Annotated in this window: 24 protein-coding genes and 1 riboswitch; of the genes, 19 read left to right on the forward strand and 5 right to left on the reverse strand. The window is 52.7% G+C overall.

Annotated elements, in window-relative coordinates; all coding sequences use genetic code 11:
* Window positions 1–82: 82 nt before the first annotated feature.
* Entirely contained in the window at window positions 83–1,390 is a 1,308-nt protein-coding gene (locus tag NDK47_RS06375; protein ID WP_251874023.1) for a helix-turn-helix domain-containing protein, read from the reverse strand.
* The gene (locus tag NDK47_RS06380; RefSeq protein ID WP_251874024.1) at window positions 1,384–1,560 is read right to left on the reverse strand and encodes a hypothetical protein; all 177 of its coding nucleotides are present in this window, start codon (window positions 1,558–1,560) and stop codon (window positions 1,384–1,386) included. The genes NDK47_RS06375 and NDK47_RS06380 overlap by 7 nt, the downstream gene beginning before the upstream one ends.
* A 215-nt stretch (window positions 1,561–1,775) precedes the next feature.
* Between NDK47_RS06380 and NDK47_RS06385 the strand changes: the two genes are divergently transcribed.
* The 8 genes from NDK47_RS06385 (at window position 1,776) to NDK47_RS06420 (ending at window position 11,323) form a co-directional block, all read left to right on the forward strand.
* On the forward strand, window positions 1,776–3,125 hold the full coding sequence (locus tag NDK47_RS06385) for a M20 family metallopeptidase (RefSeq protein ID WP_251874025.1): 1,350 nt from the start codon (window positions 1,776–1,778) through the stop codon (window positions 3,123–3,125).
* A gap of 46 nt (window positions 3,126–3,171) precedes the next feature.
* Window positions 3,172–4,374, forward strand: coding sequence for a M20 metallopeptidase family protein (locus NDK47_RS06390; RefSeq protein WP_251874026.1), 1,203 nt, complete (start codon window positions 3,172–3,174; stop codon window positions 4,372–4,374).
* Between the two features lie 58 nt (window positions 4,375–4,432).
* Window positions 4,433–6,016: an ABC transporter substrate-binding protein gene (locus tag NDK47_RS06395; protein WP_251874027.1), complete on the forward strand. Its 1,584-nt coding sequence runs from the start codon at window positions 4,433–4,435 to the stop codon at window positions 6,014–6,016.
* Between the two features lie 75 nt (window positions 6,017–6,091).
* Window positions 6,092–7,009, forward strand: coding sequence for an ABC transporter permease (locus tag NDK47_RS06400; RefSeq protein WP_251874028.1), 918 nt, complete (start codon window positions 6,092–6,094; stop codon window positions 7,007–7,009).
* 15 nt (window positions 7,010–7,024) lie between these two features.
* On the forward strand, window positions 7,025–7,954 hold the full coding sequence (locus NDK47_RS06405; RefSeq protein ID WP_251874029.1) for an ABC transporter permease: 930 nt from the start codon (window positions 7,025–7,027) through the stop codon (window positions 7,952–7,954).
* 15 nt (window positions 7,955–7,969) lie between these two features.
* Entirely contained in the window at window positions 7,970–8,938 is a 969-nt protein-coding gene (locus NDK47_RS06410; RefSeq protein WP_251874030.1) for an ABC transporter ATP-binding protein, read from the forward strand.
* Between the two features lie 15 nt (window positions 8,939–8,953).
* Window positions 8,954–9,940, forward strand: coding sequence for an ABC transporter ATP-binding protein (locus NDK47_RS06415; protein ID WP_251874031.1), 987 nt, complete (start codon window positions 8,954–8,956; stop codon window positions 9,938–9,940).
* 183 nt (window positions 9,941–10,123) lie between these two features.
* On the forward strand, window positions 10,124–11,323 hold the full coding sequence (locus NDK47_RS06420) for a sensor histidine kinase (RefSeq protein ID WP_251874032.1): 1,200 nt from the start codon (window positions 10,124–10,126) through the stop codon (window positions 11,321–11,323).
* A 98-nt stretch (window positions 11,324–11,421) separates the two neighbouring features.
* Here NDK47_RS06420 and NDK47_RS06425 read toward each other — a convergent pair whose 3' ends face one another.
* Window positions 11,422–12,774 carry a hypothetical protein gene (locus NDK47_RS06425; RefSeq protein WP_251874033.1) on the reverse strand — a complete coding sequence of 451 codons (1,353 nt, stop codon included), beginning with the start codon at window positions 12,772–12,774 and terminating at the stop codon, window positions 11,422–11,424.
* Window positions 12,775–12,936: 162 nt separating this feature from the next.
* Window positions 12,937–13,081: riboswitch (cyclic di-AMP (ydaO/yuaA leader) on the forward strand.
* Between the two features lie 158 nt (window positions 13,082–13,239).
* On the opposite strand from NDK47_RS06425, the gene NDK47_RS06430 reads away from it, so the two are divergent.
* The 6 genes from NDK47_RS06430 to NDK47_RS06455 all read left to right on the forward strand — a co-directional run bounded on the left by NDK47_RS06430 (window position 13,240) and on the right by NDK47_RS06455 (window position 20,987).
* Window positions 13,240–14,382, forward strand: a complete 1,143-nt coding sequence (locus NDK47_RS06430) for a betaine/proline/choline family ABC transporter ATP-binding protein (protein ID WP_251874034.1) — start codon at window positions 13,240–13,242, stop codon at window positions 14,380–14,382.
* Window positions 14,379–15,029 (forward strand): ABC transporter permease, encoded by a 651-nt coding sequence (locus NDK47_RS06435; protein WP_251874035.1) that lies wholly within the window; start codon window positions 14,379–14,381, stop codon window positions 15,027–15,029. The genes NDK47_RS06430 and NDK47_RS06435 overlap by 4 nt, the downstream gene beginning before the upstream one ends.
* 117 nt (window positions 15,030–15,146) lie before the next feature.
* Window positions 15,147–16,058 (forward strand): ABC transporter substrate-binding protein, encoded by a 912-nt coding sequence (locus NDK47_RS06440; RefSeq protein ID WP_251874036.1) that lies wholly within the window; start codon window positions 15,147–15,149, stop codon window positions 16,056–16,058.
* A 206-nt stretch (window positions 16,059–16,264) separates the two neighbouring features.
* Entirely contained in the window at window positions 16,265–17,773 is a 1,509-nt protein-coding gene (locus tag NDK47_RS06445; RefSeq protein WP_251874037.1) for an MFS transporter, read from the forward strand.
* Window positions 17,751–19,082, forward strand: a complete 1,332-nt coding sequence (locus NDK47_RS06450; protein ID WP_251874038.1) for a M20 family metallopeptidase — start codon at window positions 17,751–17,753, stop codon at window positions 19,080–19,082. Before NDK47_RS06445 ends, NDK47_RS06450 begins: the two co-directional genes overlap by 23 nt.
* A 159-nt stretch (window positions 19,083–19,241) precedes the next feature.
* Window positions 19,242–20,987 (forward strand): sigma-54 interaction domain-containing protein, encoded by a 1,746-nt coding sequence (locus NDK47_RS06455; protein WP_251874039.1) that lies wholly within the window; start codon window positions 19,242–19,244, stop codon window positions 20,985–20,987.
* On the opposite strand, the gene NDK47_RS06460 is transcribed toward NDK47_RS06455, so the two are convergent.
* Both NDK47_RS06460 and NDK47_RS06465 read right to left on the reverse strand, forming a co-directional pair.
* Window positions 20,953–21,609, reverse strand: a complete 657-nt coding sequence (locus tag NDK47_RS06460) for a response regulator (protein ID WP_251874040.1) — start codon at window positions 21,607–21,609, stop codon at window positions 20,953–20,955. The genes NDK47_RS06455 and NDK47_RS06460 overlap by 35 nt on opposite strands.
* Window positions 21,606–22,766, reverse strand: coding sequence for a sensor histidine kinase (locus tag NDK47_RS06465; protein ID WP_251874041.1), 1,161 nt, complete (start codon window positions 22,764–22,766; stop codon window positions 21,606–21,608). The genes NDK47_RS06460 and NDK47_RS06465 overlap by 4 nt, the downstream gene beginning before the upstream one ends.
* A 133-nt stretch (window positions 22,767–22,899) precedes the next feature.
* Between NDK47_RS06465 and NDK47_RS06470 the strand changes: the two genes are divergently transcribed.
* The 5 genes from NDK47_RS06470 (at window position 22,900) to NDK47_RS06490 (ending at window position 26,930) form a co-directional block, all read left to right on the forward strand.
* The gene (locus tag NDK47_RS06470; RefSeq protein WP_251874042.1) at window positions 22,900–23,814 is read left to right on the forward strand and encodes an NAD(P)-dependent oxidoreductase; all 915 of its coding nucleotides are present in this window, start codon (window positions 22,900–22,902) and stop codon (window positions 23,812–23,814) included.
* 185 nt (window positions 23,815–23,999) lie between these two features.
* Complete coding sequence (locus tag NDK47_RS06475) at window positions 24,000–24,620, forward strand: TetR/AcrR family transcriptional regulator (protein ID WP_251874043.1); 621 nt, start codon at window positions 24,000–24,002, stop codon at window positions 24,618–24,620.
* Window positions 24,617–25,471, forward strand: coding sequence for an ABC transporter ATP-binding protein (locus tag NDK47_RS06480; RefSeq protein ID WP_251874044.1), 855 nt, complete (start codon window positions 24,617–24,619; stop codon window positions 25,469–25,471). Before NDK47_RS06475 ends, NDK47_RS06480 begins: the two co-directional genes overlap by 4 nt.
* Entirely contained in the window at window positions 25,468–26,181 is a 714-nt protein-coding gene (locus tag NDK47_RS06485) for a fluoroquinolone export ABC transporter permease subunit (protein WP_251874045.1), read from the forward strand. Before NDK47_RS06480 ends, NDK47_RS06485 begins: the two co-directional genes overlap by 4 nt.
* Entirely contained in the window at window positions 26,178–26,930 is a 753-nt protein-coding gene (locus NDK47_RS06490; RefSeq protein ID WP_251874046.1) for a hypothetical protein, read from the forward strand. The genes NDK47_RS06485 and NDK47_RS06490 overlap by 4 nt, the downstream gene beginning before the upstream one ends.
* The last annotated feature ends 69 nt before the right edge of the window (window positions 26,931–26,999 follow it).

Below are 26,999 nucleotides of genomic sequence, written 5' to 3' on the forward strand. Positions count from 1 at the left end.
CCTTTGAGATGTGGCGATAAAGCTCATTGACAGTACAGGGAATACGATGTGGCCACGAGACGGCGCTGTTTTTTCGTTTTGGTCAAAAAGGCTGGACCAACCGGTACACTTTGCGCGGACGTCCCCGACTCGCCGGGGCTTCCTCACCAGTCAATTCCGCCAGGCCGCTTTGCTCCAGATCACTCAGGATTCGGCGGGCATTTCTCTGTGTCATCCCCAGCCACTCTGCTATTTCCGTGGAGCTGATGCTGTTTTTGCCCAAATTCTTCTGAATGGACAGGATTTTGTTGTAGGTGGTGATGGTGACGCCAGCCTTGCGCAGCAGCAGGCTCATTTCCTTGTTGTCCGTCCGGTATTCGTAGGTAATGCTGCCAGGAGAGCGCAAGGGTCCTTCCATCTGTCCTTCGTCATTGACCAGAATGGCCGCAGAATCCCCCATTTTTTGGGCATGCAAGAGGGCGAGCTGCGCATTCTTTTCAGCAGCCAGAGCGGTTGCGCCAAAGCCTACGCCGATATAGGTGGGCAGATCAGCGAGCAGCCAGATTTTCTCGATCAGGGAGGACGGAGGAAATCGCCGGTTGTCTTCAAAAGAACCGCGCGTGGAAAAGATCAGGTGCTTCCCATTTCCCAGGGGAACGCCAGCACCTGAGTGAGCTTCGACGTAATCGAGAATAATCTCCTGAAGCTTCAATTCCAGACGGTGAACCTCATATACCCCTTTGTTTTCACCGATCAGTCTGTCCAGCCCCTGGATGGCGACCACCTGGACAGCGATTTGCGACTTTTTGTAGTGCAGTGCTTCTCCCTGCTGGCTAGCCAGCTGCAGCATGGTCCGGATCGCCATTCGATCGTGGTAAACCCGGTATACAGGAATCCCCTGGGCCTGCAATTCGTTGTAAACGGAGCTGATGCAGGTGGCGCATGCCTCTACCTTCCCTTTGGCATACAGCTCGGTATGAAAGGCAACCAGTTCTGTGGATGGCATGAAACCGCGATAGGAAAACAGATGAATCTGATCAAAGGGCAGATTCAATTCGACGCACAACTCCTGAAAAGAATCGGTCGGAATCGTATCAAAACTGATCCTCTCCAGCTCACGCCGATCGCGGTAGACGGCTTCCAACAGAATACGGGTCAGGCTCGTTCCCTGCAGCTGCGGGTAGAATGCTTTTTTCTTGCGGATATGATCTTTGGCGATGGCGTATGGCGATTGTCCGGAAAACAGCCAGATATCTACACTGTCCTCCGCGGCATTCACGATTTCCATGGCTTCCGCAGTATTTTGATAGACATAGGGAATGAACATCATTTGATCCTGAAATTCCGCTCCCACTTCACAGATGAGCTGAACAGAATCACGAGGTCCAACGACTCCGACACGCGTCAGCATGGCTTGATCACACCGACGGAACAGTAGAAGACACCGGTGTTGTCATCCGGCGGGCTGGGCGAATAGGCGGCCCACGAGTGACGGGAAGCTGCGTGCTTACGGATCAGGCAAGAACAGAGACGTATTGAGGACGACAGGGCTTCTACAAGCGTGCATCTTGCTACAGCCATAATGAACTCCTTTTCTGTACATATTTTTGGAACAATTTAGGAATAACTCCTTAAATAAAAATTCATTTCTCTGACCGGGATGAAAATCCTTCCAGAAAAAAAATTTTGTTGCATTTTTTTGAATTTTTTAAGTTGACACAAATGTAGCACAGACCCTATAGTTTTAAATTAAGGAACCATAAGGGAATTTTTCCAAAATAGGAGGTGCAGCCCGTATGCAGGATGTTTTTTCCTTTATCGATCAGAACAGAGAGACCTATATTCGCTGGTTGCAAGAAATCTGTCAACAGCCGAGTGTGGCTGCCCAGAACCGCGGAATGAAGGAAACAGCGGCGATGGTGGAGGGCTACATCACGGAAATCGGCGGCAAAGCTGAATTGTTGGAAACATCAGGCTATCCCGTCGTTTTTGGAGAATTTGAAGGGCAGAGCGAGCGCATTCTCTCGTTTTACAATCACTATGATGTGCAGCCGGAAGACCCGATTGAATTATGGAAATCACCACCCTTTAGCGCCGAAATCCGCGACGGGTACATGTATGCACGGGGTGTAGCTGACAACAAGGGAAATCTGATGGCTAGGCTGGCTGCTGTCCACGCTTATCTCCAGGTAAAAGGGAAGCTGCCCGTAGGGGTCAAATTTATCGTCGAGGGCGAGGAAGAGATCGGCAGCGTGCATCTGGAGGAATTCGTCGAGAAATATGCCGATCGCATCGGTGCGGATGGATGCGTGTGGGAATTCGGATACAAAAATGCGGATGGCCGACCGCAAATCAGCCTTGGGGTAAAGGGGATGTGCTACGTCGAGCTGGTTTGCCGGGGAGCGAATATCGATCTTCACTCCGCCAATGCAGCCATTATCGAGAATCCCGCCTGGCGGCTCATCTGGGCCCTCAACACCTTGAAGGGGCAGGATGAACGCGTTAGCATCGAAGGCTTTTATGACAAGGTCGCCAGCCTGAACGAAGACGATCAGGACATGCTGAAAAACATGATCTACAACGAAGAAGATACATTGGAAAAGCTCGGATTGAAATCATTTTTGCTTGATCTGAAGGGCATCCCGCTGAAAGAAAAGCTGATTTTCCAACCGACCTGTACCGTATGCGGCATCGTCTCCGGCTATATCGGAGAGGGCTCCAAGACGGTATTGCCCGCAGAGGCGAGAGTCAAGCTCGATTTTCGTCTCGTGCCGGACCAGGACCCGCATGAAATTCTCGCTTTATTACGAAAACACCTGGATGAGCACGGATACTCGGATATCGAGATCCAGTCCTTTACCCTGGAACATCCGGCGCGGACTCCGCTGAACAATCCGCTTACCCGTGCGGTGGTGCAGACTTCCAAGGAGATCTACGGGATGGAGCCGACGATCATGCCGATGTCGCCCGGCACTGGGCCGATGTATATTCTTTGCCAGCATCTCGGCATTCCTGCAGTCTCAGTCGGTGTCGGCCACTTTGCTTCCCAAAATCATGCGCCCAACGAAAACATCAGCATCGAAGATTACATACAGGGCATCAAGCATATCGCCGCAATCCTCGAGGCGTTTTCACAGGAAGCGTAAATCCTGATCACAGGGACAATCAAAGGAAAAAGGAGGCGTCCGTGTTATGGGACAAATTCCGGCCTTGTACCAAACCTCCGAGATTCTTGCCAAAGCAAGTGTCTTGCGGGAACAGATCATTGCCTGGAGGCGCGATTTTCACCAGCATCCGGAGCTGAGCTTTGAAGAGAATCGAACCTCCGACATCGTTGCGAAGCATCTGGAGCAGCTGGGACTGGAAGTAAAGCGAGGGCTCGGCAGGACAGGTGTGGTCGGGATTCTCAGAGGGAGCGAACCTGGTCCGACGATTGGTCTTCGGGCTGATATGGATGCCCTGCCGATCCACGATCAGAAGGATACGCCCTACCGTTCACAGGTAGACGGGAAAATGCATGCGTGCGGACATGATGCCCACACCAGCATCCTGATGGGGGCGGCCCAGTTTCTCAGTCAGGTGGAAAAGCCGAGCAAGGGGAACGTCGTGTTCGTGTTTCAGCCGGCTGAGGAAGGCGGCGGCGGTGCCCAGGTCATGATTGAGGACGGACTGCTTCGGGAGACCGGAATTGAGGCGATGGCAGGTCTTCACGTATTTCCCGGCGTGCCGGTTGGGAAAGTGACGGCTGTACGCGGCGTAGGCTGTGCTGCCGCAGATACGATCCGCATCCGCGTCATCGGACGGGGCGGACATGCAGCCCATCCGCATTTGACGGTCGATTCGGTCGCGGTCACGGCAGAGGTGATCTCGGCCCTGCAGCAAATTTCCAGCAGGCAGGTCGATCCGCTCGATCCCATCGTGATCACCATCGGCAAAATCCAGGGAGGAAGCGCCAGCAATATTATTGCGCCTGAGGTGGAGCTGTACGGAACCGTGAGGACGCTGAATCCGGCACTGCGGGAGAAAATGCCCGAGCGCATTGAAAAAGTGCTTGCCGGGGTCACAGCCGCTTTTGGAGCGACCTACGAATTGGACTACCAGTTCGGTTACCCGTCCATCCTCAATGACGACAAAATGGTCGATCTTCTCCTCCAAACGTCAGATGGCGTCCTGGGGAAAGGAAAATACGAGCTGGTCAAGCCGTCCATGGGCGGTGAAGACTTCTCCTATTACACGCATCACGTACCGGGTGTCTTCTTCCGGTTGGGCGTGGCGGGCGAGAACAAGAATACGCATTATCCCTTACATCATCCGCTTTTTGATCTCGATGAAAACGCGCTTCCGATCGGAGTTGCGATGCTGTCCGCTTTTGCCTTGAACTACCTGGGGCAGTAAACAGAACTGGCAGTAAACAAAAGAAAAAGATAAGCCATTCACAAGGGGGAACACAGAGATGAAAAAACGCATTGCCGGTTTGGGACTAGCTGTCATCTTGGCACTTTCTTCGGCGCTGGTGGGCTGCAGCAGCCAATCGTCCAGCACGCCGTCCCAGCCTTCAGCACCTGCTGGATCAACCAATCCATCCGCCGAGAACAACGGCGAAAAAGTACTGACCATTGCCAGTGGAAACGATATCGTCTCCTTTGATATCCACGACCATAACAACACCTCGACAGAGGCGGTTCACGTCAACATGTTTGATTATCTGGTCAGAAAGGATGCCCAGCAAAAGGTTCAACCCCTCCTTGCTACCGAGTGGGAAACCGTGGATGACACGACCTGGCGCTTCAAGCTGCGCGAAGGCGTCACCTTCCATAACGGCGACGAATTCACTGCAGAGGATGTCAAATTTACGCTGGAGCGTGTAGCGACAGACAACAAGCTGCTGGAATACGGAAATTACAAGCAGATCAAAGAAGTGAAAATCATCGATCCGCATACGATTGAAATCATAACATTTGAACCGGAACCGGTGCTGTTGAATCGCTTGAGCCGTCTGGGCTCCGGCATCCTTCCTTCCAAGTACATCAAGGAACAAGGCTGGGAAGAGTTCCTGAAAAATCCCGTGGGAACTGGTCCGTACAAGCTGAAAGAGTGGAAGCGCGATGACCGTTTGGTTTTGGAGAAAAACGATGCGTACTTTGGAGAAAAGCCAAAATGGGATAAAGTGGTCTTCCGTTCCATCCCTGAAGACGCTACCCGTGTGGCGGAGCTGCTGACAGGCGGGGTGGATATTGCCGTCAACATTCCTCCAAGCGATCTGAAACGCGTCAAGGACAACAATGGCACCGATACCAAACAAGGTCCGACGCAGCGCGTAATGCAATTGACCTTGCGCCTGACACCGGGAACCGTGACGGAGAATCCGAAAGTCCGCGAAGCCATCGATCTGGCTATCGACAAAAAGGCTATTGTGGATAATATCCTCAGCGGCGGAGGCGTACCGACGCGCACCCGGGTTACCCCCGGCAACTTCGGTACCAATCTCGACCTCTACGGAAACACCCTGTATGATCCTGAAAAAGCGAAGCAGCTGTTGGCAGAGGCAGGCTATCCAAACGGCCTGGAGCTCAACATGAGTGCGACCAGCGGACGCTACCTGAAAGACAAGGAAACAGCAGAATTGATGCAGGCGATGCTGGCGGAGGTAGGGATCAACGCCAAGCTGGAATTCCTCGAATGGAGCAAGTTTAACGATCGCTATAAAGCAAAGACATTTAACGAGATTTTCATGATTGCGTATGGAAACTCCATGTTTGACGGATCACTGGCATTTGACCGATTGACTACCGAACGCGCAAAGGGTGAGTCCGATTACAGCAACCCAGAGCTGGACAAGCTTCTCAGCGATGCGGGGCAAAACATGAACGCGGAAGAGCGTGAAAAGCAGTACAAACGTGCACAAGAGATCATCGCAGAAGAACGACCGCATATCTATCTCTTCCAAATGAATGCCAACTACGGTGTAAGCGACCGCATCAGCTTTGAGCCGCGACTGGACGAAATGCTGTTCGCAGATGAGATTACGCTGAAATAAAGGGGTACGGCCGAAGGGGGTCTCCACAGGCGAGACCCCTTCCTGTTTCATCCAATCGTTTCAGGAGGTGACACCGTGAGACAGTATTTGTTCAAAGCCATTCTCCAGATGATTCCTGTTTTGTTTCTCATCTCCCTCATTGTATTTGTACTGGTTTACATGACGGGGGACCCGGTCTCATTGATGTTGTCGGATACCGCCACTGATGAGGACAGGGCGATCCTGATCGCCGCGCTGGGGTTGGATCAGCCCTTGCATGTACAATATTTTCGCTATCTGAGCAATCTTGTGCAGGGAGATTTTGGCACATCCTTTCGCTATAACATGCCGGCTCTGCCGATTGTCTTAGAACGTCTTCCCGCTACGTTCGAACTGGCGATTGCCGCGATGTTGTTCGCGACGGTCATCTCGATTCCGCTGGGAATTCTTTCAGCGACCAAGCGAAATTCCTTTTTGGATATTTTCGTGTCCGGTACCTCTGTCCTGGGAAAAGCCATGCCGCCCTTTTGGTTGGGCATCATGCTGATTTTGCTGTTTTCCGTCGCCTTGAAAGCCTTGCCGGTGTCGGGGAGGGAGTCATGGGTGCATTTGATTCTGCCCGCCTTTACTCTGGGAACAGGGATTGCGGCTGAGATGACGAGGCTGATACGCTCCAGCATGCTGGAGATTCTCGGCCAGGATTACATCCGAACCGCGAGAAGCAAAGGGCTGATTGAGTCTCTGATCGTTTATAAGCATGCCTTTCGGAATTCTCTGATCCCCGTGGTAACCATTATGGCGTTGCAGACCTCGACGCTGATCGGCGGAACGCTGATTACAGAGACGATCTTTTCCTGGCCCGGAATGGGGCAGTTGATCATTCAGGCGGTCAACAACCGGGACATGGCGATCGTGCAGGCGGCTGTGTTTGTCGTTGCCTTTCTGGTGATTTTCAGCAATATGCTGGCAGATATTCTCTACCGCGTCTTGGATCCGCGAATCAAATACAACTAAATGGAGGTGAGGCCTGTGTCTCTTCCCTTGGAATCACCAACACCACAAGTGAACCCTGTGACCGCTTCGGCAAAAAAGCCAGGCCGGCTCCGCAAGTTCAGCCGCATGCTGCTGAAAAGCAAAACTGGTACAGTTGGACTCATCATTGTCGTCTGCGTCGTGTTGATGTCTTTCTTTGCCAGCACTCTTGCTCCCCATGATCCGGCCAAGACACAGGCGGCCCAACGGCTTAAGCCCCCCATGTGGATGGAGGGAGGATCAGCGAAGCATCCGCTCGGCACGGATAATCTGGGCCGGGATGTGTTGAGCCGCATCATGTACGGTTCCCAAGTCTCCCTTCTGGTCGGGATCTGCGCGGTCGCGGTTGCCGGAGCCATCGGCGTCGTGCTGGGACTGGTCTCCGGGTACTTCGGAGGATGGATCGACAGCTTGATCATGCGGACAGTGGATTCCTTTCTGGCGATACCCAATATCCTGTTTATGCTCGTCATTCTGACCGTTCTCGGCCCCAGTTTGCCGACATTGATTCTCGTTTTGGGATTTACCAACTGGGTGAAATACGCCCGGATTATTCGGAGCGAAGTGCTCAGTGTAAAGGAACGTGACTTTGTGAAAGCCGCGCGAACGGTGGGCGCAAGTGACGGACGCATCATCTTTTCACATATTTTGCCCAACGTGATTTCTTCCTTTATCGTCGTCTCGACGCTGAGTGTCGCCACCACGATCATTTCAGAAGCATCGCTCAGTTTCCTCGGTCTGGGAATTCAGCCGCCGACCGTCTCCTGGGGGGGCATGCTCAGCGACGGCAGACAGTATCTGGCGACCAGCTGGTGGGTGGCTACCTTCCCCGGCATTGCCATCACGCTTACTGTCTTGGGCATCATGTTTCTGGGTGACTGGCTGCGAGACATCCTAGACCCTCGGATGAAGGCTAGAGCGAAGTAGAGGGGAGAGAGCGACATGAAAGCAGAAGCAAAATTGCTGGAAGTGAAAAGCCTGCGCACGCACTTCAAAACGGAGGAGGGCATCGTCCCTTCTGTAAACGATGTCTCCTTTTCCGTAGGCAAAGGGGAGACGCTGGCAATCGTCGGTGAATCGGGCTGCGGCAAGAGTGTCACCTCGCTGTCCATCATGGGCTTGGTGGCAGCGCCCGGCGAAGTGGTAGGCGGAGAAATCTGGCTGGACGGGCAAAACCTGCTGACCTTAACGAAAAAAGAATTGCGCAAGCTTCGCGGCAACAAGCTCTCGATGATTTTTCAAGAGCCCATGACATCGCTGAATCCCGTATTTACTATCGGGAACCAACTGGGTGAGGTCTTTCGGATTCACCGTCAAATGGAGAAAAAAGAAGCGCGTACGCAAAGCATTGAGATGCTGGAGCGGGTCGGTATCCCCAACGCGGAAAAAATTGTCGATTCTTTCCCTCATCAACTCTCGGGTGGAATGCGGCAACGGGTCATGATCGCGATGGCCTTGGCTTGCAACCCGGCACTTCTCATCGCCGATGAACCGACGACTGCGTTGGACGTCACGATTCAGGCGCAAATTCTGGAACTGTTAAAAAAGCTGAATGAAGAGTACGAGACGGGTGTGATCCTGATCACCCATGATCTCGGCGTCGTGGCAGAAATGGCGAACCGGGTGGTCGTGATGTACGCCGGACAAGTGGTAGAGCAGGCGGATGTCTTTACCCTGTTTGCCGAGCCACGGCACCCCTATACCAAAGGCTTGCTGGGATCATTGCCAAAGCTGGATGAGCAGAGGGAGGAACTGGACTCGATACCCGGCTCTGTTCCGAATCCCCTGGACATGCCCGGCGGATGCGCCTTTCATCCGCGCTGCCCGGTTGCCACAGAGCAATGCAAGGAAAAGAAGCCGGAGCTTCAAGAGGTGGCCGCCAACCATCTGGCACGCTGTTTTTACGCGTAAAGGAGGGGAAAGACGATGAACCGGACAAAAGAAGCACTATTAGAGGTAAAAGGATTAAAAAAGCATTTTCCCTATAAAAAAGGCATGTTCTCCAAAGAGACTGGCTCCGTACGCGCTGTGGACGGTCTGGACTTCACCGTGTACCGCGGCGAAACGCTGGGGATCGTGGGGGAATCAGGCTGCGGCAAGTCGACGACGGGACAGCTGATTTTGCAGCTGTTGGAGCCGACCGAAGGAGAGATCTGGTTTGAAGGGAAAAATCTTTCCTCGCTGAACAAGACCGATTTGCGTGAACTGCGGCAGCATCTCCAGATGATTTTTCAGGACCCGTATTCCTCGTTGAATCCGCGGATGCGCGTGGAGGATATTGTCTCAGAGCCGCTCCGTATCCATGGCTTGTACCAAGGAAAAGAGCTCCGGGAACGAGTGGTGGCTCTCTTGCGCCTGGTTGGGCTGGATGAGCATCACCTGAGCCGTCATCCCCATGAATTCAGCGGCGGGCAGAGGCAGCGGATCGGCATCGCGCGCGCCCTCGCTTTAAATCCCAGCTTGATCGTCTGTGACGAGCCGGTTTCGGCACTGGATGTGTCGATTCAGTCGCAGGTGCTCAATCTGTTAAAAAAGCTGCAAAAAGAGCTAGGTCTTACGTATATTTTTATTGCCCACGGTTTGCCGGCCGTCAAGCACATCAGTGACCGCATTGCGGTGATGTATCTGGGTAAGATCGTAGAACTCGCGGAGCGGGACGAGCTCTTTGCCAACCCGAGCCATCCCTATACGGAAGCACTGCTGTCGGCAGTACCGATCCCGGATCCGACACAGCGAAAAGAGCGGATCATTCTTCAGGGCGATTTGCCCAATCCAGCAAACCCGCCTTCTGGCTGTCATTTCCATACGAGATGCCCCTATGTGCAGGACCTGTGCAGACAGAAAGCGCCTGAGCTGACGACGCGATCAGCGGGGCATGTGGTTGCCTGTCATTTTCCGCTCGGTCATGAATAATATGAGGAAGAAAGTCCCCGTTGTCTCATGCAGACAGCGGGTTTTTTTTTCTTGATAAAAAATAATGTTCCATAAAAATATCCAATAACGAACAGAATGAAAAAGGATAACTGCTGCCGACAGAGAATTGTTTCCATAATTTTCATTGATTTGCAAAGTATAGGTATAGGGGATAGAGAATAAATGAAATGGCTTGTCGGGAGAGAAACCTGGTACAACGGCTTGCTGATCGAGATTCAGACCATCATCAGCCTGCATTTGACAGACATGTTTGATGAAGATGAACCGATCGCCAGTTTTTACAGCAAATACAAAATACAGCAGCAGATCGGCATCGAGGGATTGCTGACAGAAATCTTTCAGCAGTTTTATTCCAGTGATGAGACGTATGCAAGCTATCTGTCAATGCTCCCCTATGAGGCGCACAAATGGGGGGAAACATGGGCCAAGCATGATATTCCGGAGAAAGTGCTGCTGAAAGGGATGTACAACCTGCGAATGCATGCATTTGACCGGGTCCAAAAAGCAATGCGCGGCTGGAATGACACCGATGAGAAAGATCTCATCCTGAGCCGGCTCCATGAGATGCTCAGCCTTCGCTATCATCATACTGTGATTGGTTTTCTCAGTCACAAGGACAAGCGGATCAGCCATCTGCATCAACAAAAAATCGGAATAATGGGACAGATGGCAGCAGGAATGGCTCACGAAATCCGCAATCCGTTGACGGCGTTCCAGGGCTTCTTGCAACTCATGAGCCACAGTCTTTCTCCGGAGGATTTTGACCCGGAACGATTTCGGCAATACATCGAGATTTGTCAAAAAGAAATACAGGCACTGGAAGGGTTGTTGACCAATTTTCTCATATTGGCAAGAAAGGACGAGCTGGCGCGAAAAGAGGTACAGCAGATCGAACTGCGTACATTGCTGCATCGGGTATATGACTTGTCCCGGTATTATGTGATTGAAAAGGATGTTGACCTCAGCTTCACCTATGATGATGGGCAGTATCTGGTATGGGCCATTTCCTCGCACGTGGAACAGGTCTGTTTGAATTTGATAAAAAATGCAGTCGATGCCGTCGCGGCAGGGGGGAAGGTGCGAGTAAGGACGACACGCGAAGCTCACAGCTCTCACGTCATGATCACAATCGAAGACGATGGGTGCGGGATTTCCGAGTCGCGCAAACGTCATCTGTTTGAGCCCTTCTATACTACGAAAGAGAAAGGGACGGGCATCGGGCTGTCAGTCTGCAAAAAGCTGCTAGAAGAAATGGGCGGTTCGATCCAGATCGATTCGACGGAGGGAAGAGGAACCTGTGTGGAGGTGCGACTCCAGTGTATTCCCGATCAGAGGTTCCATCAGGTGAAGACAGGGACATAGGGGACAGAGGGAGGGGCTACCATTCGCAACAGAAAAGAACAGTGCAGAGAGTCAGCTCCGTTGCACTGTTCTTTTTCATTGAGAGTGACCTTGTGAGGTTAAGGTGAAAGTGTGATTTTTACGGACGCGATTTTCCCTGCGTTCGGCAATGAAAATTGGTAGTTGCCGACAAATTGTTTTCCAATATACATTTTGCTTGTTTTGCTGGAAATCGCTTTGCCGTTTGCATCATAGCCGACGGCGGTTGCGCTGATTGCTTTTCCCTCGCCGCCATTTTCGACGACGGCCGTTACGTTCAGGGTACCGTTGACAGGCGTATAGGCAAGAGAGCTTACCTTGGCCGCCGGATTGACCAGATCGACGAGGAAGACTTTTGTCGAAGCGATCTTGTCGCCATGATCCAGATTGAGCTGGTAGTTGCTGACAAAATGCTTGCCGATATAATTGTTGGCTCCCTGGGTCGTTACGGCCTTGCCATTGGCGTCGTAGCCGACCGCAAAAACACCGACAGTCCTGCCCTCCCCGCCATTTTCGACGACGGCTGTGACCACCATTTTTCCGTTAATCAGGGTGTTTGCCTGACTGCTCAGCTTGAGGGTAGGGTTGGATACATCAGCCAGATACACCTTCACCCCGGCGATGGACTCGGTCTGATCGAGGACGATCTGGTAGTTGGCTACAAAGTTTTTGCCTAGATAATTACTGCTGCCTTTCGTCGTGACAGCTTTGCCATTCGCGTCATAACCGACAGCAAAAACGCCAATGGAGCGGCCCTCCCCCCCATTTTCCACGACAGCCGTTACAACCGTTTTGCCATTGATCTTGTGGGTCGCTTCACTGCTGATCTTCGCCGTAGGGTTGGATGTGTCGCTGATAAATGTTTTTACGCTTGCAATGGAAGCTGCATAATCCAGTACGATCTGATAGTTGCCGACATAATTTTTTCCGATGTAGGCGGTTGCGGCCTTGGTTTCGATTGCTTTTCCTGCGCCATCATAGCCAACAGCGATGACACCAATGTTTCGACCTTCCCCGCCATTTTCCACGACAGCTGTGACGACCCCTTTGCCATTTCCTTCATAATAGGCAGAGCTGGACAGCTTTCCAGCAGGGTTTAAGGGATCGGCAGGAACCACAATCACCTTGGCGATCTTGTCTCCATGATCCAGCGTGATCTGATAATTCCCGGTCTTGCCGCGAGCGATGTAGGCAGTTCCCCCTTTGGTGGAGATCGCTTCTCCTTCGGCAGTGTAACCAGTGGCAATCAACCCTATATTGCCCCCGTCATTTGTATTGGTGAAAGATGCCGTGACGACCATCTGTCCATTTTGCAGCGAGGTTTGGAAGCTCAGATTTGAAGCGGCGTCCGCGTTATTTTGGAACGGCATCAACAAGAGTCCAACAATCAAGAGAGCAGGAAACCAGAAACGTTTCCACAGGTGAGTCAGCATGAAATGATCCTCCTTCAATTCCAGAAATAAAATAAAACCTAAGGAGTATTCTGACTCTTTCTCCTGAAAAATTCCATAAAAATTTACTTTTATTACCAAAGGACTAAGACCTTTGTCCTTTTTAAACGCTGCTCATTTGACGAAATGATCGAATTCATGCATAATAGCCATAAGCTTAATTTCCGATTTGCATAATCGGAAAGCGGGGGAACCACTTTTTTTGGGGCGAATCGGCCGCATCACAGCCGTAGGGAACCATCTTTCCCGAGTCCGACAGCTAACCTCGTCAGCCTCAAGATGGGTCAAAACAAGCTGTCTATGTCGAAATTTTTCGATGTGGAGAATCATTCGGTTTTTTGACCCTTTGCTTTGGCAGGGTCTTTTTTGTGTTATTTTCGACCCTGCTTCTGCAGGGTCTTTTTTTTTCAAAAAATCTACTTTTTTGTAAAAGGAGGGAGATGTGAAATGGCGAATGCGGTTGTCTTTGAACGCGTGCGCAAGTCGTACGGGTCGACCACGGTGATCAGTGAGCTCAATCTGGAGATTCCTCAGGGCAGTATTACCGTTCTGGTAGGGCCATCCGGCTGCGGCAAGACGACGACGATGAAAATGATCAATCGTTTGATCACGCCTACGTCGGGGCGAATTACGGTCGAAGGGAGGGATTCGGGACAGGTTGATCCTGTTCAGTTGCGGCGCAGCATCGGCTATGTCATTCAGCAGGTAGGGCTGTTCCCCCACCTGACGATTGCCGAGAATATTTCGCTCGTGCCGAGACTCCAGGGGGGAAAGGCGGCGATCGACTCCAAAAAGATTGATCACATGCTGGACCTCGTCGGCTTGGACCCCGAGCAGTACCGGGAGCGATATCCGGCAGAACTCTCGGGAGGACAGCAGCAGCGGGTGGGCGTAGCCCGTGCGCTGATGAGCGATCCGCCGATTATCTTGATGGATGAGCCTTTTTCCGCGCTTGATCCGATTACCCGCGAGCAGCTTCAGGATGAGCTGATCCGGCTCAACCAGGAGTTGAACAAAACGATTGTGTTTGTCACTCACGACATGGATGAAGCCTTGAAGATCGCGGATCAGATCGTCGTCATGCAAAAAGGATGCGTCATTCAGCAGGGGACTCCCGACCAGATCCTGCGGCACCCCGTCAACGATTTTGTCCGCGGCTTTATCGGAGAAAAGCGGCTGCATGCCCATCTGTCGCAGCTTGTACAGGATGTGATGGTCGCGGAGCCGGTTACGGTCTCGCCGGGGCGCGGGTTGGCGGAAGCAGTGCAGATCATGTACCGCAAGCGGGTGACCGGACTGATCGTTGTCGACAAAAATGGAAAATACCTGGGTTTGGCCGATACAGCGGATATCCACAAGCGGTATCCCGATGAATCGCTGACCGTTCGCGATGTGATGCGGACCGAAACCATCACCCTGCATCCCACAACGTCACTGACAGACGCGATCGGTTACGTGCAGGAAGCGCCTTACGGGTATGTACCGGTAGTCCGGGATGACGGAACACTGGCAGGTTTGTTGACAAGGGCAAGTCTCGTCGATGTGCTGGCCCGTCCTTATCTGGAAGGGGAGAGGAGTGAGGTGCAATGAGTGAAGTGATTTCGGTCATGGCAGACCGCTGGCCAGACATCTTGCAAGCGACCTGGCAGCATATCGTACTGTCGATTGTCGCCTTGTTTTGGGCGATTGTGATAGCTGTGCCAACGGGCATCCTGCTGACTCGCTATCGGCGGCTGGCTGGCCCGGTGCTGGCCCTTATCTCTGTCTTTCAGACGATCCCCAGCCTGGCGCTTCTGGGATTCATGATCCCGCTGTTTGGCATCGGGCCGATTCCGGCAGTGGTGGCGATGGTGATCTACGCGTTGCTGCCGATTGTCCGCAATACCTACACCGGAATCCTGGATGTCGATGCATCGCTGTTGGAGGCGGGACGGGGGATGGGCATGACCAAGGGGCAGATGCTGCGGATTGTTGAGCTTCCGTTGGCCCGCCCAGTGATTTTTGCGGGAATCCGTACAGCAACGGTCATGACGATCGGGGTTGCCACACTGGCCGCCTTTATTGGTGCGGGAGGCTTGGGCGATTTGATTCTGCGGGGAATAGCCATGGTGGACACGGGCATCATCCTGGCAGGAGCGGTTCCGGCCGCGCTGCTCGCCGTAGTGTTTGACCTGATTTTAGCCTGGGTGGATTGGCGGGTAACGCCAAAAGGACTGCGGATTCGTCATTCCCGTTGATCCGAATGGATGAAAAGAACGCACTCTGGTCAAGGGCTTAGGCAGCATGCAGTCCGCAATCCACGAGTTTTATCAAAAAAATGAGAAATGATGAGATAACTGAAAGGGGAGGATTTTGTGAGAGCAAGATGGCTGAGGAAAGTTGGGATGGTGACACTGGCCTTGTCGATGGCAACGATGGCGGGCTGTTCGGTTCTAACCGGTACAAAAGCGTCTGATCACGTGACAGTCGTAGGAAAAAACTTTTCGGAACAAGATATTTTAACCAACCTCGTTGGAGTCATGCTGGAGAAAAACACCGATCTCCAGATCGAAACAAAGCCGTTTCTCGGCGGAACCGATGTAGCGTTTAACGCCGTAAAAGGCGGCAGTGCCGACCTGTACGTGGAATATACGGGAACAGGGCTGGTCAATATCATGGGGCAGGAAGCCATGAAGGACCCCGGAGAGGTTTACGACAAAGTAAAAAAAGATTTTGCGGAGAAATACCAAATGGAGTGGCTGAAGCCGATCGGGTTTAACAACACGTACGCGATCGCCGTGACGAAGGAGACAGCAGACAAATACAACCTCCATAAGATCTCGGATTTGATTCCGCACGCTGCGGAGCTGACACTTGGAACCGAACAGGAATTTCTCGAACGTTCGGACGGATTGAAAGGCTTGGAAAAAACCTATGGCCTGAAATTTAAAGGAACGAAAGCAATGGACCCCGGTCTGAAATATAAAGCAATCAGCGAGGGCAATGTCGATGTGATTGATGCCTTTTCCACGGATGGCCAATTGGTCAGACATCATCTCGTGATTTTGGAAGACGACCAGCATTTCTTCCCGCCGTATTATGCTGCGCCGCTGGTGCGCCAGGACACGCTGGAGAAGCATCCGCAGATTCGCGACGTGCTCGCCAAGCTCGCGGGCAAGATTGATGATACCAAAATGGCAGAGCTGAACGCCCAGGTCGATGTTGACAAGAAAAAGGCTCGCGATGTCGCGGAAGCATGGCTGAAGGAGCAGGGCCTGATCCCCTGATAAAGCCCGGTCATTCAGGCAGGAGAGATCCTTGGAAAAATTATCCACCAATCCTATGCAAAACAGCATAAACAGAATGTAATTATGCATACATGCAGACGCTTCCTTGTCCGAAGCGTCTTTTTTTTGCCGCTCGCGCAATGAGCAAGTTTTCGCTGCTATGCAGAATTGCATAAGAGATCAGCCGAAACGGCAAATGCCCAACCATGAAACATGCGAAATATGCTGAAAAGTCGGGCTTTTTTCTTGGGGAGGATCGGCTGGCATGGACCTTGCGTAAGGAACAGGGAAACCGCGCGATTGACAGCGCTTACAAACGCGGGTTTTACTCTGCAAGGCAAAACAGCGCATATTCGGAAAGGATGGGGTATATGAATGCGAGTGTGATCGTCAAAAAAGCATGGGGGTACCGGCATGTCATTCTCGTCGTGTTATGGCTGCTTTACATTATCAACTATTTTGACAGGCTGGCCGTTCTGACTTTTTTGCCCTATATCCAAAAGGATTTGAATCTCACTCCTGTGGAGCTGGGGCAGCTGGCATCGGTCTTTTTCTTTGCTTATTCGTTAGCACAAGTCACAGCGGGATTTTTGGCTGACAGGTTTGGGCCGAAAAAGATCATGTATATTGCGATGGTCGTTTTCACACTGGTCACAGCGCTAACCGGTGCGGTGAAATCCTTCGGTCAGTTCCTGGCCTTGCGCATCGGGCTTGGCTTGGGAGAGGGGCATCATTTTGCCCCAGCCTGCCGGACGATCAACAACTGGTTTCCGCTTGCCGAGCGGGGCCGTTCCGTCTCCTTTTTTGCCACGTCCTGGGCAGTGGCGCCGGCGATCGTTCCGGTTCTGATTACGAGCATCTCTTTTTATTTTTTTGACGGCTCATGGCGCCCCGTTTTTTATCTTCTGGCCATCCCCGGTGTGATCGGGATGTGGGCACTCTGGTACTACATCACCAACACACCGAAGGAGATGCTGGAGAAAGGCCGGCTCAGCCAGGAAGAGTATCGTCACATCATGGAAGGGAGTATGGATGAGACCGCACCTGCGACAGCGCAAGAAGGGGAGAAGAAAAGCAACCGCATTTTTCTGCGGGACGGGTACTTCTACGTTTATACGCTGCTCCTGTTTTGCCAGTGCGCAGTGTATTGGGGAACGACCACCTGGCTCACCACTTTCCTCGTTCAGCAACATGGCCTCAACCTGAAAGAGATGGGGCTCTTTGCTTCCGCACCGTATATCGTCGCCTTTTTCGCGATGATGCTGGGGGGATGGCTGATGGACAAGGTGATGCATCGGATGAAGCCGGTGGCCTTGATCGCCTACGTGGGCTGTATCCCGGTCCTCTACCTGCTGGGCAGTGTGGAAAAGGGCCAAACAGGTATGCTGATGATCATGCTGCTGCTGGCTGGTTTCTTCGTCAATCTCAACTTCGGAACCATTTACGCCTATATTCAGAAGCGTTACCCGCGGGAGGTAGTCGGCGGGGCGACTGGACTTGCAAACGGGATCGGGCAAATGGGGTCGTTCATCTCTCCGCTCGTGGCCGGCTATCTGGTCATCGTGCAGGCTGACGGCACACAGGATTTCAGCAAAGTCTTCCTCTTCTTCTCACTGACGGCCGCTGTTGCCGCTGTATGCGCACTGATTTTGAAGGAAAACAAGCTGAATCTGCCTGCAAAAGCGACACGGGATGAAGCAGAGCAGGCTGTTTGACCAAACCAAGACTGGGATTGGTGACTGGAAGGAAAAGAGACAGACAAGGTCACCGGAAAGGGTGGAAATCATGGGAAATCAGGATAACGGGACAAAAGCAGGAAGCACCGTACATCTGGACAGATTGCAGCAGGCCTTTTCATTGATCGACGAAGCCGATGCCGTTGCTTTTTTGCAGGAGTTGATCGCCATAAACAGTGTAAATCCTCCGGGAAACGAGACTGCTGTCGCGGAGGCCATTTTGCGCAGAGCGGCGGCGGCCGGACTGGAAACCAGCATCGACGAGGTCGAACCGGAGCGCGCCAACCTGTTCGTGAGCTTGAACGGAGCGGACTGCTCGGCGGATAAGAAGGTGCTCGTGTACAGCGGCCACCTCGATACCGTACCGACGGGAAGCATTCAGTGGCAGCATGATCCATTTGGCGGCGAGCGAGTGGGAAACAAAGTGTATGGCAGAGGCACCACCGATATGAAGGGCGGTGTCGCGGCGATGATCCTGGCGATGGAGTATCTGCATCGGGCGGGCATCGAGCTGAACGGCTCCCTTCGCTTCGCCGGTACAGTAGGGGAAGAGGTAGATTGCCTTGGGGCAAAAGCCGTCATCGCGCGGAGGCAGCTCGACGATGCGACAGCGATGGTAATCTCCGAGCCAAGCAATAATCAGCCTTTTATCGCCCACAAAGGAGCGCTTTGGCTGGAACTTATCACCTATGGCAAAACGGCTCACGGCTCCATGCCTGAACAGGGTGTAAACGCGATCATGGCCATGGCCCGCTTTATTCAGGAGCTGAATAGCTATGCCTTTACGTACAGCCCCCACCCGCTGCTGGGTCACCCAACGATGAATATCGGCGTCATCCACGGCGGTGTTAAGACAAATGTCGTACCGGATCAGTGCAGCTTGATGCTGGATATCCGCACGGTCCCAGGCCAAAGCCATTCCGCAATCATACAAGAGCTGAATGAACTGCTGGAGCGGGTATGCGAGCCCATCGGCGCCCGTTTTGCGATTCACACAGCAAATGATCTGCCCGCAGTCACGACGGACCCGGACGATCCGTTTATCCAGCTTTCTCTGAATGCAGCGATGGCGTTTCTGGGACGGGAGGTTCTGGCCAAAGGAGTAAACTATTACACAGACGGCTCTGTATATGGGCCCCATCTCGGGATTCCGATCCTGATTTACGGCCCCGGGGAGCCAACGATGGCCCACCAGCCGGACGAATGGATCGAGGTAGACAACTATCTGGAATCGATTCGTTACTATATGGGATTGGCGGTATCCTATCTCGGCATCCGCTCGGAGTAGGGAGAGGTAAAATTGTAAAAATTCATTCGATTCTGTATAATGTAATGTGAAGAAGCAAAACGAAATACGAATCCTCCCGAAACCGTGCGAACAGCGCCGTGAGGGAGGTCTTTTCTATTTTCGGCATTCCATTTCATCTGTCCGGCCAGGAGGCTATTTATGACAATCCAGCAAGTATGGAACCGTTCTTTTGCAATCAGCCCCCCATCACGGTGGAAAGAGACCGTGCGCATGATGGAGCAGGAGGTGCTGTTTGTCTTGGAAGAGGAAGATCTGTTTGTCTCGGAAGATCAAGAGCAGCGCTGCCCTGGTCTGTTGGGCGCCGTCAGGAAAACCGCCCCTGATCGGCTGGTTCCTGTCGGTGTAGCCACGCCTGATGAGATTGAAGGTCGTGAGGCGGAGTGGGGGCAATACGAGATCTGGGTCTTTCACAGCTCAGACGGGGTCATCGAGGGGTGGCTGCCGACCGAGTCGCTCTACCGCCATTTTTACCGGATGTACAAAGAACAGCAGGCGTATTATGCACTGGAGCTGGAAACGGTGTTTAACACCAGCTACGACATGTTTTACATCTCCGACGGAAACGGAATCACCCAACGCGTCAGTCCATCTGCGGAAAGAATCTACGGATACAAGCCGGAGGAACTGGTGGGCCGAAGCATTTACGAGCTGGAGCAGACGGGGGTGTTCCGCCCCTCCATCACCCGGCTGGTCCTGGAGCGGAAAGAGAAGGTGCAGGTCGTACAAACCACAGGGCTGGGCGGCAGATTGATGGTAGTAGGAACGCCGATCAAAGACGAGCAAGGCAAGGTCATCCGGGTGGTGAACTTCTGCCGGGACATCTCAGAAGAGAGGCGACTGCAAAGTGAATTGGAAGATGCCCGCGAACTGCTGGAAGGGTACAAGCAAGAGCTGCGCAAGCTGAGTGAGATGACAGTGCGCGAAGGCGGTTTCATCTGTAAAAGTGAACCGATGAAGCAGGTCGTTCATCTGGCAGGGAAGCTGGCGGAGGTGGACTCGACGGTACTCATCCTCGGCGAGTCAGGTGTGGGAAAAGAGGTGGTGGCCTCGTTCATCCATCACAACAGTCATCGGCGGGACAAGCCGTATATCAAGCTGAACTGTTCCGCCATTCCGGAGCATTTGCTGGAATCCGAGCTGTTTGGCTATGAGAAGGGCGCTTTTACCGGAGCGACCAAAGAGGGGAAGCCGGGGCTGTTTGAGCTGGCCAATGAGGGAACCCTGTTTCTCGACGAAATTGGCGAGCTGCCCCTGACCTTGCAAGTCAAGCTGCTGCGCGTCCTGCAGGAGCATGAACTGGTGAGGATTGGCGGGACCAAACCGGTCAAAATCGATGTGCGGATTATCGCGGCGACTAATCGCAATCTGCAGGAGGAAACCAGGCAGGGGCGTTTTCGCGAGGATTTGTACTATCGCTTGAATGTCGTGCCGATGCATATCCCTCCGCTGAGGGAGCGTACCGATGATATTCTTCCCCTCGTTCTTTTTTTCCGGGACAGCTACAACAAAAAGTACAAAAAAGAGAAAAGCTTCTCACAGGAAGCCCTTGATTGCTTGTTGCTTTACCGATGGCCGGGCAATGTGCGAGAGCTGCAAAATATCGTCGAGCGTCTGATCGTCATTACCGATCAGGATGTGATTGAAGCCTATCATTTGCCGGAGATGCTGAGTCACGCCCAGCATGCTGCCACAAAAGTAAGCGTCTCGGACATTCTGCCGCTAAAGACGGCAGTAGAGCTGTTGGAAAGGCAGCTGCTGACCATGGCCCGGGACAAATATGGTACCACGACCAAAATGGCCGAGGTGCTGGGTGTCGATCAATCCACGATCAGCCGCAAGCTGAGCAGAATCAAGCCTGCTTCATCATTTGGCGAATCACGGTGACCGCCTCTTCGCGAGTTTCTCGGCCCAGCTTTTTGTAAATGCCGCTCACGTAGTTTTTCACGGTTCCCATGGAGAGAAACAAAGCGTGTGAAATCTGCTGATTGTCGGCTCCGGTTGAGAGCCAGGAAGCGACCTCCCTTTCCCTGGGCGAAAAAAGGCCGTTTGACCAGTCGCGTTCAAACGCGTCGGCAGCTGGTACCAGCGCGAGGCGGGACGCAAGGGCAGAGGTGATGGAACCCGGCAGGATCAACTGATTTTCGTGGCATTGCTTGATGGCGGCGATCAGCTGGGTTGTCTCCAAATCCTTGACCAGATAACCGGAAGCACCGGTGATCAGCGCCTCCACGACATTTTGTTCATCCTGAAAACCGGTCAGCATGATGATCTTCAGCGACGGTGCGTGCTGTTTGATTTCCCGCACGGCAGAAATGCCGTCCAGCACCGGCATATGGATGTCCATCAGCACGATATCGGGAGTCAAGGACACAGCATGCTGAACGGCTTCCTGGCCGTTTGAGGCGGTGGCAATGACCTCCAGATCGGGGTCAGCCGACAGGAGGATACGCAATCCTTCGCGGATAATGGGCTCATCTTCAGCGACAAGTATACGAATGGGCTTCAAGCGTAGTTCACCTCTTTTGCAGTTGTTGTGGGGATGGAGATGTGCAGGACCATTCCGCCAGCGGGGGCCGTTTCTACTATTAGTACTCCCCCGGCTTCCGTGACCCGATCGCGCATCGTGCGCAAACCGAAACCAAAGACGAGCGGTCCCTTTACCCCTTGTCCATCATCTTGGAGTTGAAAGACAATCGCGTCCTCCACTCTTGCAAGCGAAAACTGAACAGATGCGCATTTTCCATGACGGATGCCGTTGGTCAAGCCTTCCTGCAACGCCCGATACAGGATCATTTCCAGCTTCGGGTCGAGCTGAGGCAGGTCAGGGGAAATGGCAGAATGGATGACAATCCCGGTCTGTTTGCTCGTCTCGTTCAACAAAGCCTGCAAGCTGGGGATAAATTGCAAAAAGGTTTGCCGCTCCGCAAACAGATGGACAGCCTTGCGCGCTTCCATCAGCCCTTTTTCCAAATGATCTTCGACGGTTCTCAGTATTTTCTGGGCACCCTCCTGATCGCGCTGCAGGGTGAAGAGACCCGCGCGAAGGCCGATCAAAGCCGTCGTCAGCGTGTGACCGACCGTATCGTGAAGCTCACGGGACACGCGTGTTCGCTCCTGGAGCAAAATATTTTCTTCCAGCTTGCGGGCAGCCTGTTGCAGTCGCTCATTGGCCAGAGCCAGTTGTTGCCTTTGCTCCAGCATTCGCTTGGCAAAGTGACTCAATAAAGCGATGGCGAAATACTCCAGCGAACGGGGGATGATGTAGGCAATCTCTGAGAAAGGAGGGAAGCCCTGATAGATCCAGCGGCTCAAACCAAAAGAGAGGACGCACGCGAGAGAAAAGCTCAAACTGAAGGCTGCCGAGTGGACAAAAGCGGCTTCTCCCAGCAATACAAACAGAAAGATTTGCGAGACAAACGAGTTGTCCATCGTATTCATCAGAAAGCCGAGTCCAAACTGGATGCCGATAAAAAGCAGGCCGCGCTTGCTATCGAGGGGAATGTTCCAGATGAAGAGTCGCAGAATGGAAAGGAAAAGAAAGAGTACAGCCGATCCAAATAACCACACGCTTCCTTCAGGATTGTTGATGATAAGCAGGAGCAGTGCAACTGCCAGGAAGATGGTCGTGACCGTGTCTAGTAAGAGTCCTGATTTACGGTCCACCCTTTCCCCACTCCTCTCGAACGTAATCGACTTTCATTATATAGGAAAATAATAGGAAGATGGATAAAATTCAAAAAAAACTGGAAGGATTTCAGCAAAGCAAAGAGAAGAAAGAACAGTTAAAGCGGTATGCGTGAAAGGAGAAAGCAACATGACAGCAAATACAGCAAAAACAATCGGATTTGTAGGAATCGGCGTGATGGGCAAGAGCATGGCTGGCCATCTGATGAAAGCGGGTCACCAGGTACTGGTGTACAACCGGACAAAGCAAAAAGCAGAAGATCTCGTCGCCCAAGGCGCGGTGTGGAAGGACCAGGTTGCGGAGCTGGCGGCTGAAGCAGACGTCATCATCACGATGGTTGGCTATCCGAAAGACGTAGAAGAAGTCTACCTGGGTGAAAAAGGGATCATCCCTCATGCCAAACCAGGCAGCTATTTGATTGATATGACCACGTCCAAGCCGTCTTTGGCGATTAAAATCTATGAAGAAGCAAAAAAACGCTCACTCTATTCGCTGGATGCCCCTGTATCGGGCGGCGATGTGGGTGCTCGTGAAGCCCGCCTGACGATTATGGTTGGCGGTGATTCGGAAGTGTTTGCAGCAATGGAGCCGATCTTTGCACTCATGGGAACCAACGTGATTCTGCAGGGGGGACCTGGTGCGGGACATCATACCAAAATGTCCAACCAGATCGCCATTGCTTCCAATATGATCGGTGTTTGTGAAGCGATTGCCTATGCCAAAAAAGCGGGTCTCGATCCGACCAACGTCCTGAAAAGCATCGAGGCGGGAGCGGCGGGAAGCTGGTCGCTGAGCAATCTGGCGCCGCGCATGATCGCAGGCAACTTCGCCCCCGGCTTCTACGTCAAACACATCATCAAAGACATCTCGATTGCGCTGGAAGCAGCAAAAGAGATGGGACTGGCTACACCGGGCCTGGAGCTGTCTCTCTCGCTGTATCAAGAGCTGGCTGCCCAGGGCATGGAGGAAAACGGCACGCAAGCGCTGATCAAATGGTACGACAAGCATTTTGGGGAAACCGTGTAAGGCTTATTTTTTCCGGCAATCATTGGCGGAAAAGAGAATAAGACCCGAGTCGCAGTGAGGACTCGGGTTTTCTTTTTTAGGGGAAGTAACCGGAAATGAGGATTGACAGATCATTTGGCGAACCGTAGAATCTTTTTATGAATATAAAATAAAATTATTCATAGGTTCGTAATGTGGAGGGTTCTATGGCGAAAAAATTCTCTGAAGAGGAAAAAACGATCATTCGCGGCAAGCTGATGGAACAAGCGCACCACTGCTTTTCCACCCTGGGGCTGAAGAAGACGAGCGTCGTTGATTTGACTCGGGCAGCGGGAATCGCACAGGGTTCTTTTTACCTCTTTTTCGATTCAAAGGAAGAGCTTTATTTGGAAATCCTGCAGCAGGAGGAAGCAGAAATTCATCGGCAATTGCTCGAGCGGTACTGGTCCACGGAGAAGCTGATCAGGGAGAGCTTTCGCCAATTTTTGCGCGAGTCGTTCACGATTATGGAGACGAACCCGTTGCTGCGCCAGTTGCATGAGGAAGAGACGATGAATACGTTGCTGCGAAAATGGCCCAAGGAAAAGCTGGAGGAGCTGTTTGAAAGCGACGCCCGATCGTTTGCACCGCTGATCAGACACATGCAGGAAAGTGGAGTCATCTCCCGGGAGCATGATCCGGAGGTGATTGTCAGTCTGATCCGCTCCGTTGTTTTGCTGACTCTGCACAAAAAGCAGATCGGGGATGAAATTTTCGCACCGACCATTGATTTGCTTGTGGAACTGATTGCTTCCGGTTTGATCCGGTCGGGGGATGATGCGCGATGATTCAGGTGAACCAGTTGTTTTTTCGCTATCCGGGCTGCCGCGATTATACGCTGCGCGAGATCAGCTTTGCCATCGGGAAGGGGGAGGTTTTTGGCTTTCTGGGTCCGTCTGGGGCGGGAAAGAGCACACTGCAAAAAATCCTCATCGGCATGCTGAGACAGTACGAGGGGCAAGTGGTCGTATTAGGGGAGGAAATCAGCCGCACTGGATCGGATTTCTATCAGAGAATTGGCGTTGCCTTTGAATTCCCCAATTTCTACGGCCGCTTTACCGCTTTGGAAAATCTGGAGCTGTTTCGTTCGCTGTACGCCGGTCGGACAAAATCTTCACTGGCCATGCTGGAGGAGGTGGGGCTGGAAGAGCATCGGAACGTGAGGGTATCGGACTTTTCCAAAGGGATGAAGATGCGGCTCAACCTTTGCAGGGCCTTGCTTCACGATCCTGATCTGTTGTTCCTCGACGAGCCGACATCCGGTCTAGACCCTTTCAATGCAAAAATGGTGAAAAGTCTGATCCTGCAAAAAAAGGCTGCCGGAAAAACCGTTTTGATCACGACGCACAACATGCAGGCAGCAGAAGAGCTGTGTGACCGAATTGCTTTTGTGGTGGACGGAAAAATCGTCCTGATGGATACGCCCCGGAATCTGAAACTGAGAAACGGAGAACCCAAGCTGCATGTGGAATATCGGCGGTCTGGAGTGCTGCTCCGGGAAGAATTTTCGCTAAAGGGAATCGGGCATAATCCGGTGTTTTTGGAGACGCTCCGAAAACAATCGGTAGAGACCATCCATACAGCAGAAGCATCTCTGGAGGACGTATTTGTCAGAGCGACGGGGAGGAGTCTGGAATGAGATTTGCTCAAGCGTTTTGTCATGATGTCAAAATGCAGTGGAGGCAAGGTTTTTACTTCATCTATGCCATCCTGTCTGCGATCTACGTGCTGGTGTTGCAACAGTTCTCCGCAGGGACACAGGAGGTTGCGGCTCTCTTGCTTACGTTTTCCGATCCCAGTGTTCTCGGGTTTTTCTTTATTGGCGGGCTGGTCCTTCTGGAAAAGGCTCAGGAGCTGCTGGGGCCGTTGTTTGTCACGCCGTATACGCCCAGGCAGTATATCTGGTCAAAGACGCTTTCCTTGACACTGTTGTCGGTGACGGCTGCTTTCGGGATTCATCTCGGAGTTTTTGGGATCAGCCAGGGTAGTGGCATGTTTGACTTCATGACGGGGGTTGTGCTGACCTCCGTTTTTTTTACCCTGCTAGGTTTGGGTTTTGCTGTATACTGCCAAACGCTGAACGGATTCTTTTTCCTGGGAACGCTGGGAACTCTGATCTTTCTTATGCCAATCCTGAACGTCGTTGGCGTTGTCTCCTTCCCGTACTTTGCCTGGCTCCCGTCACACGCAGGGCTGAAGCTTCTCGGGGCTCCGTTCGAGCTGCTGGGCTGGGACGAGCGGCTTTTTTCCTGGCTGAATCTCGCAAGCTGGATTTGGCTGGCGGAGCTGGGGGTACGGCAGGCTTTTCGAAGACGGCTGCCGTCAGTCGGAGGAGGGCGAATGACATGAATGCAGTCTGGCAGTTGACCAAAGCGGACGGGAGACATCTGATCCGTGATCCGATGCTCGCCCTGTCGGTGGGGGCTCCGCTTCTGCTGCTGATCTTCTTGCGCTTTGGCACCCCGCTTCTCGGGGAAATGATACAAAATCTGGCGGGGTTAAATCTGCACCATTATCACGAGCTGATACTTGGTCAGGCGCTGCTGCTGGTGGCGCTGATGGAAGGGATACTCACCGGACTGTTGATGCTCGACGAAAGGGACGAGAAATTGCTTTCTTATTATGCGGTAACCCCCCTGACCAAGCGGGGATACCTGCTCTATCGGCTTGCCGTTCCGTTTCTGCTAAGCGGCATGGGCGGAGCAGCGCTGCTTCTCTGGAGCGGACTTAGCGAGGCGTCATTCGGTGAAAGCTTGCCGCTTCTGCTGCTGATCGCACTGGAAGGACCCTTGTACGCGCTGGTGATGGCAGCGATGGCAGCGAACAAAGTAGAGGGACTCGCTTTTTCCAAGGCGATCGGTGCAAGTGTGCTGATCCCGGCAGCATCCCTGTTTTTACCCGATCAGTGGGCATGGCTTTTTGCACCCTTTCCCACCTTTTGGCCTGTTCAGCTCATGGCGTCGTCAGAGTCGAGCTTGCTGGGGGTGCAGGTGCAGGGCCTCACACTCTCTGAGCCTGTCGTCCTCTTCCTGGCTATCCTGTATCACGGCGTACTGCTTTGGGCAGGGTATCGGGCATTTTGGCGCCGGACGGAATGAAACGCCTCCAGGATGATGCGCAACATTTTTCTTCCGCACTCGTCAAAGAAGACATAATCTTGAAAAGGT

The sequence above is a fragment of the Brevibacillus ruminantium genome (assembly GCF_023746555.1).
Classification (GTDB): domain Bacteria; phylum Bacillota; class Bacilli; order Brevibacillales; family Brevibacillaceae; genus Brevibacillus; species Brevibacillus ruminantium.